Genomic DNA, 11,938 nt, shown 5'->3' with positions numbered 1-11,938 from the left:
CCGGGGCGGCATAGGGTCAGGACGGGCACCCGCCACCGCCCCGCCGATCGCGATCCCGATCCTGCTCGCGTGACGCACGCCACCCCGCTTCACGGTTGAAGGTTCAACCCGATCGTCGAATGATTCATTGAACCTTCAACAATCTGGGGTCATGATGACGACACTGACGACGGCCGGGGCCGACGAACCGGGCACCCCGGGCACCCCGGCGGCAGGGGTACGCACGCAGGTCACGGTGCCGCTGGCGTTCCCCGACAGCTACCGCACCACGGCCGAGGTGTTCACCTTCACCGGCCTGGCCGACGGTCTGGAGCACCTGGCGCTGGGGCTCGGCGACTGGCGCGCCCGGCTCACCGACGGGGGCGACGCACCGCTCGTGCGCCCGCACAGCGAGTGCCTCACCGGAGACGTCTTCGGCTCCCAGCGCTGCGACTGCGGTCCGCAGCTGCGCGAGGCCGCGCAGGCGATCACCGAGGCCGGCGGCTTCCTGCTGTACCTGCGGCAGGAGGGTCGCGGCATCGGGCTGTACGCCAAGCTCGACGCCTACGCGCTGCAAGACACCGGCCTGGACACCTACGAGGCCAACCGGGCGCTCGGCCGGGGCGAGGACGAGCGGGACTACACCGCCGCCGCGCAGATGCTGCGCGCCCTGGGCGCCGGCCGGATCCGGCTGCTGAGCAACAACCCGGACAAGGCCCTCCAGCTGGAGTCGCTGGGAGTGCAGGTGACCGAGCGGGTCCCGACCGGCGTCCACCTGTCGGACGCCAACGCGCGCTACCTGCGGGCGAAGGTCACCCACACCCACCACACCATCGCCCTGCCGCTGGCCGTCTGACCCGATCGCGGGAGAACCTCCATGAATCCGGTCGTCGCTCTCCGACCACGGGACGAGTACCGTCGGTTGCCCGGGACGGCTGGGCGGAACCGGCTGCCGGTGGGGCAGCCGCTGCCGTCGTCGCGGTGACCCCGCACCTGAGAACCCGGGAAAACTGATGACGCGCATACCGACTCAGGCACAAGGGAACCGGACGGCCGCCGGGAACGGCGGCCACGAGCGTCCATTCGTGCTTCTCAGCTGTGCCGCGTCGATCGACGGGTACATCGACGACGCGAGCCCGCAGCGCCTGCTGCTGTCCAACGCCGCCGACTTCGAGCGGGTGGACGAGGAACGGGCGGGCGTGGACGCGATCCTGGTCGGCCTGTCCACGATCCGCCACGACAACCCGCGGCTCCAGGTGCGCTCGGCCCAGGCCCGTACCGCCCGGCGCAGCCGCGGGCTGCCCTCCACCCCGCTGCGGGTCACCGTCACCGGCAGCGGCGACCTCGATCCGGCCGCGCGGTTCTTCGACCCCGTGGACGGTGACGACGAGGCGGGACGCCCGGTGGTGTACGCCGCCACCCCGGCCGTGGGCCGGGCCCGGGAACGGGTCGGCCCGGTGGCCACGGTGGTGGACGCCGGCGACCCGCTCGACCTGGCCGGGGTGCTGGCCGACCTGGCCGGGCGGGGCGTGCGCCGCCTGATGGTGGAGGGCGGCTCGGCGATGCACACCCAGTTCCTCGCCGCCGGGCTGGCCGACGAACTGCAACTCGTCGTCGCACCGGTGTTCGTCGGTGACTCCCGGGCGCCCCGGTTCGTGGGCGACGCCCGGTTCCCGTGGTCCGGCGACCACCGCGCCCAGCTGGCCGGCGCCACCCCGATCGGTGACGTCGTCCTGCTCCGATACACCCTGAGCGACAGGAGATCCCCGGTATGACGCAGTCCGGCGACCGGTACTGGCTGGAGGCCGCCGTCGAGGTGTCCCGTCGCTCGCCGCCGTCTCCCACGCACTACGCCGTCGGCGCCGCCGTCGTGTCGGCCGGCGGGGCACTGCTGGCGGACGGCTTCACCGGCGAGACCGATCCGGCCTACCACGCGGAGGAGGCGGCCCTCGCCAAATTGACCGGCGGCCAGGATCTCCCGGGTGCCACGATCTACACCTCGATGGAGCCGTGCACCGTCCGGCGCTCGCGCCCGGTCCCCTGCACCCAGCTGATTCTGGACGCCGGGATCGGCCGGGTCGTGCTGGCGCTGCGGGAGCCCTCGCTGTTCGCCGACTGCGTGGGCGTCCAGACCCTGACCGCGGCGGGGGTCGAGGTCGTCGAGCTGCCCGAGCTGGCCGGGCGGGTGCGGGAGATCAACGCGCACCTGCTGTGAGCGGCGATCTTGCCGGATCCCGCCGAATGACGGCTTCTCCCGCCGCTTCTCGTGGCCCACTGGTGAGGAACACCGACCAGGAGGCCCTCGTGTCCGATGCAGACCCACCCACCGAGCTGAGCGCCGAGGTCCGGCTCAGCACCGGTCTCGCCGTGATGCAGTCGTTCCAGCAGACCATCCAGCACGCCGACAGCAAGGCCAACCTGGTGGTCGCCGTCCAGGCCGGGGCGCTCGCGGCCCTGGCCGCCGGCTACGACCCGCCGGACGTGCCGGACGCGGCCTGGCGCCAGGCGCTCGTGCTGATCTGCGCGGGCTGCTGCGCGCTCTGTTTCCTGGCCTCGGTGTTCTGCGTGGCGCAGGTGGTCCGCGCGCGGATCACCCCACCGCCGGGCCCCAACCGGTTCGCCTTCCCCTGGGTGGCCCGCATGGGTGCCCCGGCCGAACCCGCCGAACCGGCGACGCTGCTGCTGGAGATCTGGAGCCTGTCGCAGCGGCTGGCGGGGATCGCGGTGCTCAAGCACCGCTGGCTCAACCGGGCCATCGGCTGCCTGACCGTGGCGGTGTTCGCCGGGTCGGCGGCCTGGCTGCTCGCGGTGACCGGCTGACCCGCACGGGCCCGGTCCTTCCCGGTCCTCCCCGAATCGGGGAGGACCGGGCCCGCCTCATCTCCCGGGCTTCTCCCGCTCGTCGTCACCCAGCAGCGCCCTCATCCCCCGGCCCCGGGACGGCGGTGGGTCCGGGATCTTCTCCTCCACCACGGGTTCCGTCTCCGGCCGGTCCCTCTCCCCGCGCCCGGGCACCCAGGGGACCCTCGCCAGGACGGACTTCGCCCACGCGAGCAGTTCGTCACCGGCATCGGGCAGTTCCTCCTCCTTCGTGGCCTCCTCCTTCGTGGCCTCCGCGTTCGTGGCCTCCTCCTTCACGGCCTCCGGCTCCCGCTCCGTGACGGGTGTGGCCGGAGGGGGCAGGGTCAGCTCCTCCGCCACGTCGCAGGTGGCGGTCATCGTGGCGCCCCGCGGGATTCCGGCGACACCGGGCCAGCCCGTGGTCAGCAGCACCGGGCCGGGCCCGGCGACGGCCGCGTTCCACACCGCCTCCGCCCGGGCGGCCGGCACCACCCGGACACCGGGTGGTGAGGTGCGGGCGGGCGTCCAGGCACCGTCCGCCGGGAGTGCCGCCACCTCCCAGGGAGCCTCACCCGGCCGGGACAGGTTCGGCGCGTTCAGTTTCCGGGCCGGGCGGTCCCAGTCCTGCCCGACCCAGTGGTCGTAAACGGGTGCGGCCCAGTCGGCCAGGTGGGCCTGCCAGGCGGGCAGACCGGGGACCGGGGCGGGCGGGGACGGCGAGCGGTTCATCCAGCCGACGAAGGTGTACAACGGCCGGCCGGCCGCCTTCCCGGTGTCGGTGGCCATGGTCCGGCTCAGCAGACCGGCCTGACAGGCCACCCCCACCAACCGCAGGCGTCCCTCGTCGGCCAGCAGGAACCGCGGGCCGACGGCCAGGTCGCGGCCACCGGCCACCACGGCCTGCACCGCCTGGCGCAGCCAGGCGGACTCGCCCTCGGTCAGGCCCTCGGGAAGGACCCGCCACCAGCGGTCCACGGAACGGGTACGGCCGTGGACGACGGGATACCAAAGGTGTGACGTCATGCCGTCACTGAACCCGGACGCCGTCTTGGAAAACGGCCACGTCGCAGTTCTTCAGGGCCGACCGCAGGTCTTCGCTCAGCGCCGTCAGCTGCCGCTCCGAGCGGTTCAGGTCCTGTGTCAGCGTGGTGATCTCCGCCTCCGCCGTGATCGCGGCCGAGCGCAGCCGGCCGATCTCGCCGCCCTTGAACATCCGGCCCACGAACGTGCTGTTCATCCGGTCGGCCTCACCGCGGTTGCCGGCGATCAGGCTCCTGGTGGAGTCCAGCCGGGCGCGGGTGGACTCCACCTGCCCGTCGAGGTAGTTCAGGAACGAGAAGATCATCGGGAAGTGCAGGTTACGGGGGCTCACGTCCTCGGGAGCCACCTGTTTCTGCGCGTCGCCGGAGAACTCGCCGATCCGCACCGGGCAGATCAGGGTGTTGGTGCCCTCCTGGAAGCACGACGGCAGGAGGGCCCGGGCCGAGTCGGCGATGCGCTCCACGAGCTCCTCCTTGCCGACTCCCGGGTTGGCGCGGGCGATCAGGTCGGACTTGGTGACCAGCACGACCATGGACGGCACCGGCCGGCCCTCCTCCTGGCGCCGTCGCGTGGTGTCTTGCAGCACCGCGTTCATCCGCCGGGACTTGGTCGCCCGCCGCACCTGCTGAAGACTGGCCTGCGTCACCGGCTCGAGGAGCTCGTTCCCGTTGACCACCAGATAGATGCTGTCCGAGCGGTGCACCCGCTCCAGCAGGTGCGTGGCGTCGACCGCCACCTCGTCGTCGGCGCGGTTGCTCATCGCACCACCCCGGTAGTCCTCCCAGGAGAACCTGAGGATGGTCTGCAACCCGTTGCGGAACACCAGCGGGAACGTGCGCGGCACCTCGCCGTTGGTGGGCGCCGGCATCTCGCCGTCGTCGCACATCCCGTCCCAGTTCTCGGACAGTTCCAGGTCGAGGTCGAGGTCCTCGGTGACCAGGAAGTACCCCTGGAGGCCGCTGGACATGGTGGCGTACATCCCCAGGAAGTACGTCGTCTTCCCGCATCCGGGGGCTCCGATCATGGTGACGGTGGCTTCCGGTATCTGCATCACGGTGACACTCCTCAACGGGTCGGGCAACGGGTCGGGCAACGGAGGACGATCAGAGGGCGCGGGCGGCTGCCCGGCTGAGTTTCCTGGAAGTGCCTCGCAGGGAACGGAACTGCGAGCGGTACTGCGCGGCGTCGCGGGCGTGGCCGTCGGCGATCTGGGCCCAGCTGCGCTCGTTGCGGAAGAACGACCCGACGCTGTCGCTCAGCGTGATCCGCTCCCGGGCCGCCTCGGCCGCCCGGGTGCTGGACCTGGCGTTGTTCTCCAGCTGCTCCACGTGCCGGGCCAGACCGCAGGAGACCAGCCAGAGCACCGGCGTCGTCACGTTCTGCCCGGTGCGGCAGCTCACCCGGGTCACCATCCCGGCGATGTTGGGCGACTCGAGCACCGCCTTCTCCAGCGCGGCCAGCGGCGCGCCCGCCGCGCGCCACTGCTCGTCGGTGGTGACGAGATCGGCCTTGGTGTAGACGATCACGACGGGGATGACGTCGTGACGGCTCTCGACCGCCCGCTGGCTCAGCGCCGTCAGGCGCCGCGCCTGCGAGGCCGAATGTCGTGACGTCGCGAGGTGATGGGCGTCGACGAAGACCACGATGCCGTCGGCGCCGGCGAGATTCTCCATCAGCTGGAGGGTTTCGGGTGAGTCGCCGGCCCGCTCGAACAGCGCGCCGCCGCGGTAGTCGTGCCAGGTGAAGTCCAGCACCGACTGCTGCCGGCGCCAGAGCTGGAAGGCGTACTCACTGCGCTGGGACGACGGTGGCGGGTAACCCCCGGCCCGGATCGTGGAGGCGGCCCGCAGCAGTTCCTCGTGATGCCGCCCGGACTCCGAGGCCAGCCGGAAACCGCTGGGACCGCGCTGGAGCGCGGCGTACATGCTGGACACGTAGGTGGTCTTGCCGGAATTGCTGTGCCCCAGCATCGCTATTCTCATCGGGACTCCCTCAGTCGAAAGGGCTTGCCTCTGGCCGATAGACGGACGGCCGGCGCGCCAGGGGGGCCGGTTCGGGATCAGGTTCGGGCTCGGGTTCTGGAACGGGTTGCGGTGCGGGCGGTTCGATCAGGCCACGTGCCAGGTCGACGGCGCCGTGCACGGTGGCCAGGTCCGGGTCGCCGACGGGCAGAATCGGCCGCCCGGTCCCGAGCCGCAGCAGATCGTTCACCGCGGGCAGCCGGGTGGAGCCGCCGACGGGCAGGATCCGGTCGATGTCGCCCCAGGTGAGCGCGAGTTCGCCGAGCATCCGCTCGCACTCGGCGAGCGTGGCCGCGAGTGCGGGCCGCAGCAGGTCGTCGAGCTGCCGCCGGGTCATCTCCAGGACCACGTCGGGGCCGAGGTCGGGCAGGTACTCCTCGTGCGTGTCGACGACCGAGAGCTGGACCTTCACGGTGCGGCAGGCGTCGAGCAGACGACGGCGCCCGCGCAGCAGCGTCGCGTCCGAGTCCGCCTGGGCGGTGAGCTTCTCCCACTCGCGCGGGAACACGGTGGCGACGTGGCGCAGCAGCAGCCGGTCGAAGCCGGAGCCGCCGACGTCGGGCAGGCCGCCGGGACGGCCGAGCACCTCGATGCCCCCGGGCGAGGGGCGCACCACGGCGCAGTCGAACGTCCCCCCGCCGAGGTCGTACACCAGGGTGGGGCCGACGTCCGGGTTCCTGCCCAGGACGTGCGCGGCGGCCGCGACCGGCTCGTCACGCAGCTCGATCCGCCCGGCCGTGAACCCGCTCGCGGCCAAAACCGAGGTCATCAGCTCACGGCGGCCCCGTTCCCAGCTGACCGGCACGGTGACGACGACGGCCTCCGGTTCTCCGGGCACCCGGCGGCCCGCCTCGCGGCGCAGGAACGCGAGCAGCTCGGTGGTCAGGTCGGCGGCGCTGCGGTGCCGGCCGCCGAGCATCCGGGTGACGGGGGTGGCGAACTCGCGCTTGAACTCCGACCAGTAGTGCTCGGCGCGGGCGATCCGGACGGCCTCGGCGGCGGCGCCCACCGCGACGGTGCCGTTCCTCAGCACGCAGGCCGAGCTGGCGCTCGACACCGAGCCGTGGGCCGAGCCGGGATCCTTCACCCGGAGCACGGTTCCGTCGTCCAGCCCGACGGCGATCGCCGAGCTGGTGGTGCCGGCGTCGATTCCGTAGACGTGGCTCACGCGCCGCGCTCCTGGCGTGCCGCGAGCGCACGGATCGGGGCGCCCGCCTCCAGCCGGTCCGCGGCGCGGCGCAGCCCGGTGAGGTGACGGCGGGTGGCGGTGAGGCGCTGGTGGGCCGCCTCCACCTCGGGCAGCCGGTGGCGGCGTTCCTCGGCGGTGCGCTCCCGGTCGGCCGACAGCCGCCGGATCGACTCCTCGACGGACGCGTGGGAGGCCTCGATCTGTGCCTCCAGGGCGCGAACCACCTCGCGGATCAGGTCGGTCATCTGGTCGCGCAGGGCGTCGGTGGCCCGGCGGCGACCGGTCTCGATCATCAGGACGACCTGGGAGCGCAGGTCGGCGACCCGTTCCCGGCGGGCGCGTTCCTCGGCGTCCTGGCGGGCGCTGCGGGAGCCGCTGAGCCAGCCCCAGCCCTTGCCGATGAGCCCTCCCACGATGCCGCCGATGATGGGCCCGATCAGGGGGACGAAGGAGCCGATGACCACTCCGGTCGTGGCTCCCAGTCCCCCGCCGGCCAGGCCGCCGCTCCAGGTGGAGCGGAACCGGCGGAATCCCTGGCCCTCGGTGCGGGACGTGCGGGTGCGCAGTTCGGTGGGGACGACGAGTGCGGTGGCGGTGGTGGTGAGGGGGACCTCGAAGTCGGCCGCGTACTTCTGCGCCACCTGGGTCACCACGTTCAGCAGTTCCTGGTTGCCCTGCTGGGCGGCGTCGAGCATCTCGCCGCTGACCCGGGCGACCAGGGCCGGCGGGTCGCGCAGCACGTCGTCGGACTCCAGCGAGGCCTCGAAACCGACGCGGATGCGGTAGAAGTCGTCCTCCAGCCGGCGCCGGGCCTCCCGGCTCCCGGTCTCGATCTCCTCGCGCACGGCGCGGGTCCAGGCGGAACGGCGGGCGCGCAGGCCCAGGGCGTGCGCCCGGGCCTGCTTCAGCTCGCGGTCGAGCTCGCCCAGCCGGGTGCCGTCGCGCAGCAGGGTCAGCTCGTTCTCGACCGGGGCGGCGGCCTCGTCGAGGAGCTCCTCCAGCGCGTCCAGCGCGACCTGGATCTGCTGCACGCCGACCGTCGCGGCCAGGCCGTCGCGCAGCAGCGCCTCCAGCGCCGGGAAGCCGGAGCGCCGGTCGAGCAGCTCGTCCTGCTCCTCCTGGGCGTCCTGACGCCGGGCCGAGGACAGCGGCAGCACGACGATCTCGTCCTGGGGCAGCCCGGTGAGCCCGGCGATCCGCCGCCGCGCCTCCTCCACCACCGGCCCCGGGTCGGGCACCCGGTCGATCATGGTGACGGCGGTGACGACGAGGGGGCAGCGCTCGACGGCCAGGCGCAGGAACTCGAGTTCGACCGTGGCCAGCGGCTCGACCGCGGAGCCGACGAACAGCACCAGGTCGGCGTTGGCCAGGAAACCCCGGGTGGCGGTGGAGTGGGCCGGGTTCAGGCTGCCCACGCCGGGGGTGTCGACCAGCACGGTGCCCGGGGTCGGCGGGTCGATCGCCGCGACCATCTCCACCCGCTCCACCTGCCTGCGGTTCTCCGGGTTGCCCTGTTCGGTGACGAAGTCGGCGATCCGGTCCAGGGACGTCGTGAGCGGGTCCGGCACGGCGCCGTCCGGCCCGGTCCCGGAGAAGTGGACCGTCGCCTGCTCGGGTTCGCCGGCGGTCAGGGTGACCACGACGGAGGTGGTCACGTCGACGTCGACGGGGAACAGGCCGGGGCGGCCCACCAGCGCGTTCAGCAGGCTCGACTTGCCCCGGCGGAACTCGCCGCAGACGACCACGCAACAGCGGCCCTGTTCCAGCCGGTCCCGGACCGCCAGGGCCAGGTCGCGGCGGGTGGCCGAGACGTCGTCGGCCACCCCGTCCAGGACGTCGGTGAAGGTGGCCAGGACGGTGGTGCGCAGCTGCTCGATCTCGTTCATCGGTCGTCCTCGGGTCGGTGGGTGGTGGGTGCGAGCCCCAGAAGGTCGGCGGCGAGCGCGCTGCGCCGCTCCAGTCGTTCGTAGCCGTGACGCACGACGCGGGTGGCGAACTCGTCAGCCGGGCCGAGCATCGGGTCGAGTTCGCGGCGGGCCCAGTGCGGGACCCGGGCCCGGGCGGCGCCGGCCAGGGCGCCCACGTCGCCGGGCTCGGGCAGACCCAGCCGGGCGAACGCCGACGTGCCGAATTCCCCGGTCAGACGCAGGATCTCGGTGGTCTCGGAGGCGGAGAGGTGGAGTTCGCCGCGGTAGTGCGCGGCGAGCACGGCCAGCTCCTGGAGTTCGTGGTCGTCGTGGCGGAACCGGTCGAGGAGGTCGGCGATCCCGGCCACCGGCGCGGGCGGCGGTTCGTGCGCCCGCTGAGAGCGCAGCCGTACGCGGGCCACCTCGGCCTCCAGGTCGCGCAGCGCGTGGTCGCGTTTGATCACCCCGGCCCGGTTGCCGAAGTGCCGGGTGACGAGCGTGCGTAACGGGCCGATCCCGCTGTCGTGCAGCAGATTTCGGCGAACCTGTTCCGGGTCCAGCCCCTCCCGCAGATAGCCGCAGGCCAGGTGGATGCCCCAGACGCCGAGCAGGTCGGCGAGCTCCCGGCGGTGCCCGGGCGGCAGGGTGACGCCCGGCAGCTGCGGCTCGGTGCCGAACAGGGCGGCGTCGCGGAGCCTGCGGGTCAGAACCGTGGGCGTGAGGGCGGCCAGGTCGCGGAGCCAGGTGAGATGCTCGTCGTCCATCAGGCAGGCACCCAGGCCGAGCAGACCGGCCACCGGGACCACGGTGTAGAAGGCCGAGGCGACCTCCGGGCGCTCCAGGTAGCGGGTGGCGATCCGGCGGCCCACCTCCATCGGGTCGTAGGTCAGCGGGTCCGGCCTGCCCGGCAGATCCCTTGCCGGAGGCCAGTACTGGTCGCACCGGCTGAGCACGCCGAAGGCCCGCAGGGGCGTCATCACCGCACCGCCCGCCCGGCCGGGGCCGAGGAAGTCGCTCACCGCGGCCTGGTCACGCTCGTGCAGGGCCCGGCTGAACAGGTAGAGCACGGCGTCGGCCCGCTCCAGCTCGGCGACGCTCTCCTCGTGCATCCGGGCACCGTCGGTGCCGGTCGCGGCGAGTTCGCCGGCCAGGACCGCGACCGCCGGGTCGTCGGGCGAGATGCCCAGGTACTGCGCGGTGTTGGCGGAGTCCGTGCCGAACGGGCTCGCCAGGCCGGGAGTGTCGACCAGGCGGAACGATCTCAGCAGTTCCGCCGGGCAGCCGTACTCCACCGCGCGCACGCCTGCCAGGCGGTCGTCGCCCTCCTCCGGACGCACGGTGAAACGGGCCAGATCGGCGCCGTCATATTCCACGGGAGCCCGGCCGTCGCGATATCTGACCCGAATAACCGGCCGGTCCGAGTGGTAGATCTCGGTGACCGAATAGGTCGTCTCAAGTTGCCCGACAGCTGTCACCCGACGGCCCAGCAGCGCATTCAGCAACGTGGATTTACCGCGTTTGACCTGACCGGCGACGGCCAGCCGCATGGGCTGCGACACTCGGGCATCAGCCAGCCGTGCAAGGGATTTCAGGTCATCGAGCGCCGGGTCGCGGGCGGCCCGGCGGGCACACTCGGCAAAGAGCGACCCGGTGTCCGATCGGGCCGGTGTTACGGTTCGGAGGTCTTTCTCATTTCCCGGAAGAGTTACCATCGAAGTCTCCAGCCCGGTATTGGCTGATGCCCCTGTCGGTCGGGGTGAACCAGAGACTAGTAGCAGCCCGCCAGGCAAATCCCATCTTTTGACGGAATCCCACGGGGAATGTTCTGCTTCGCTATTCTCGTCGAATCCGAAGCGGGGAGGGGCCATGGCCACCGGGGTCAGGGGCGTGCGCCGCCTGTGTCTGGTCACCGACGTCGAACGGTGGACCGAGCGCGACGCGGCGGGAAAACTGGAGACCCAGCAGCGCCTGGCCCGGATGATGATCTGGGCCTGCGAGCGGGTCGGCGTCAACCCGTCGGCGGGCGACCGGCAGGACCGGGGCGACGGTCAGCTGCTGGTGTTCCCGCCGGGGATCGACGAGGTACGGGCGGTGGCCGGCCTGATCGTCCATCTGCGGGACGCGCTGCGCTCGGCGAACGACAGCCCGGGCCCCGGCGGCCGCATGCGCCTGCGGGTGGCCCTGGCCCAGGGCACGGTCGACGTCGGGCCGCTGGGTTTCGTGAGCCGCGGGGTGATCACCGCCTGCCGGCTCGTCGACTCCCCCGAGGTGCGAAAAGGCCTGCGGGACGGCAAGGACTGCGATCTGATCGCGGTGCTGAGCGACGACCTGTTCCGCGACGTCATCGACGGGCAGTCCGTGGCCCTGCGGCCGAGCGACTTCCGGCCGCTGCGGGTGCGGGCCAAGAACCACGAGAAGGAGACGGTTCTCGCCGCCTGGAGCCATCTTCCACCGCGCGCGGCCGCCCGGGGTGCCGGGCGGCGCTCGTACGACCCGGCCACCCCGTGGGGCGCGGGCAGCGCCGTCGCGCTGCCCGCGCTGGCGGCCATGGCTGTGTGGCTGCCGGGCCATCACTGGCCGGGCGACGACCCGGATACGCCGCACCCGGAACCGGGCGAGTCCGAGAACCCGGCCGACGACGTCCACCACGGCACCACGACGGCCCCGCACCAGCCCGCCCCGGCCTCCACCCCCACGGCGAGTGTCGCCGAGGGGCAACACCATTCGTCCCAGGTTCCGGGCCGGCCGGGAATCCAGCCCGCCCCGGGCGTCCTGGTCGCCGCCCTGGACGAGGGCGCCGACACCTGGGACACCCTCGACGACATCCACGACCAGGACGACGAGCCGGACGACGACACCCCGGTCTGGCCCGACGCGCAGGACGACGATCCCGGGGACCTCTCACCCGACGACCTGGACGACGACGGGTGGTACGACCTGCCCGACCGCTGATCCGCGGC

General features: G+C 72.7%; 11 protein-coding genes. 5 read left to right on the top strand and 6 right to left on the bottom strand.

Translation table 11 applies throughout. The features are described 5' to 3' along the window. Positions 1–154: 154 nt before the first annotated feature. From KIH74_RS30275 to KIH74_RS30260, 4 genes are all read left to right on the top strand, one after another. On the top strand, positions 155–835 hold the full coding sequence (locus tag KIH74_RS30275; protein WP_246573452.1) for a GTP cyclohydrolase II: 681 nt from the start codon (positions 155–157) through the stop codon (positions 833–835). A gap of 157 nt (positions 836–992) precedes the next feature. Continuing rightward, positions 993–1,754, top strand: coding sequence for a RibD family protein (locus KIH74_RS30270; RefSeq protein WP_246573412.1), 762 nt, complete (start codon positions 993–995; stop codon positions 1,752–1,754). Continuing rightward, entirely contained in the window at positions 1,751–2,194 is a 444-nt protein-coding gene (locus tag KIH74_RS30265) for a cytidine/deoxycytidylate deaminase family protein (protein ID WP_214159809.1), read from the top strand. The genes KIH74_RS30270 and KIH74_RS30265 overlap by 4 nt, the downstream gene beginning before the upstream one ends. 89 nt (positions 2,195–2,283) lie before the next feature. Beyond that, complete coding sequence (locus tag KIH74_RS30260; protein ID WP_214159808.1) at positions 2,284–2,799, top strand: Pycsar system effector family protein; 516 nt, start codon at positions 2,284–2,286, stop codon at positions 2,797–2,799. A 57-nt stretch (positions 2,800–2,856) separates the two neighbouring features. Here the strand turns inward: KIH74_RS30260 and KIH74_RS30255 are convergent, their stop codons facing one another. The 6 genes from KIH74_RS30255 to KIH74_RS30230 are packed head-to-tail and all read right to left on the bottom strand — an operon-like array spanning position 2,857 to position 10,525. Next, positions 2,857–3,843, bottom strand: coding sequence for a hypothetical protein (locus KIH74_RS30255; RefSeq protein WP_214159807.1), 987 nt, complete (start codon positions 3,841–3,843; stop codon positions 2,857–2,859). Between the two features lie 4 nt (positions 3,844–3,847). Beyond that, positions 3,848–4,912 (bottom strand): hypothetical protein, encoded by a 1,065-nt coding sequence (locus KIH74_RS30250; protein WP_214159806.1) that lies wholly within the window; start codon positions 4,910–4,912, stop codon positions 3,848–3,850. Between the two features lie 52 nt (positions 4,913–4,964). Continuing rightward, on the bottom strand, positions 4,965–5,843 hold the full coding sequence (locus tag KIH74_RS30245; RefSeq protein ID WP_214159805.1) for a TRAFAC clade GTPase domain-containing protein: 879 nt from the start codon (positions 5,841–5,843) through the stop codon (positions 4,965–4,967). Positions 5,844–5,853: 10 nt separating this feature from the next. Continuing rightward, positions 5,854–7,050 (bottom strand): Hsp70 family protein, encoded by a 1,197-nt coding sequence (locus tag KIH74_RS30240; RefSeq protein ID WP_214159804.1) that lies wholly within the window; start codon positions 7,048–7,050, stop codon positions 5,854–5,856. Continuing rightward, a complete protein-coding gene (locus KIH74_RS30235) occupies positions 7,047–8,957 on the bottom strand; it encodes a dynamin family protein (protein WP_214159803.1) in 1,911 nt (636 codons plus the stop codon). The genes KIH74_RS30240 and KIH74_RS30235 overlap by 4 nt, the downstream gene beginning before the upstream one ends. Continuing rightward, on the bottom strand, positions 8,954–10,525 hold the full coding sequence (locus KIH74_RS30230) for a dynamin family protein (RefSeq protein ID WP_246573450.1): 1,572 nt from the start codon (positions 10,523–10,525) through the stop codon (positions 8,954–8,956). Before KIH74_RS30230 ends, KIH74_RS30235 begins: the two co-directional genes overlap by 4 nt. 319 nt (positions 10,526–10,844) lie before the next feature. Between KIH74_RS30230 and KIH74_RS30225 the strand changes: the two genes are divergently transcribed. Continuing rightward, positions 10,845–11,930, top strand: coding sequence for a hypothetical protein (locus KIH74_RS30225; RefSeq protein ID WP_214159801.1), 1,086 nt, complete (start codon positions 10,845–10,847; stop codon positions 11,928–11,930). Positions 11,931–11,938 lie beyond the last annotated feature (8 nt).

This window comes from Kineosporia corallincola (assembly GCF_018499875.1).
In the GTDB taxonomy this organism is placed as follows: Bacteria; Actinomycetota; Actinomycetes; order Actinomycetales; family Kineosporiaceae; genus Kineosporia; species Kineosporia corallincola.
The sequence above is the reverse complement of the archived record's forward strand: the minus strand, read 5'-3'. Positions and strand labels throughout refer to the sequence as shown.

Bases quoted from the DNA above. Each gene is read 5' to 3' on its own strand.
- KIH74_RS30275 (WP_246573452.1), top strand. From the start codon at position 155: ATGACGACACTGACGACGGCCGGGGCCGACGAACCGGGCACCCCGGGC.
- KIH74_RS30270 (WP_246573412.1), top strand. From the start codon at position 993: ATGACGCGCATACCGACTCAGGCACAAGGGAACCGGACGGCCGCCGGG.
- KIH74_RS30265 (WP_214159809.1), top strand. From the start codon at position 1,751: ATGACGCAGTCCGGCGACCGGTACTGGCTGGAGGCCGCCGTCGAGGTG.
- KIH74_RS30255 (WP_214159807.1), bottom strand. From the start codon at position 3,843: ATGACGTCACACCTTTGGTATCCCGTCGTCCACGGCCGTACCCGTTCC.
- KIH74_RS30250 (WP_214159806.1), bottom strand. From the start codon at position 4,912: ATGCAGATACCGGAAGCCACCGTCACCATGATCGGAGCCCCCGGATGC.
- KIH74_RS30245 (WP_214159805.1), bottom strand. From the start codon at position 5,843: ATGAGAATAGCGATGCTGGGGCACAGCAATTCCGGCAAGACCACCTAC.
- KIH74_RS30235 (WP_214159803.1), bottom strand. From the start codon at position 8,957: ATGAACGAGATCGAGCAGCTGCGCACCACCGTCCTGGCCACCTTCACC.
- KIH74_RS30230 (WP_246573450.1), bottom strand. From the start codon at position 10,525: ATGCGGCTGGCCGTCGCCGGTCAGGTCAAACGCGGTAAATCCACGTTG.
- KIH74_RS30225 (WP_214159801.1), top strand. From the start codon at position 10,845: ATGGCCACCGGGGTCAGGGGCGTGCGCCGCCTGTGTCTGGTCACCGAC.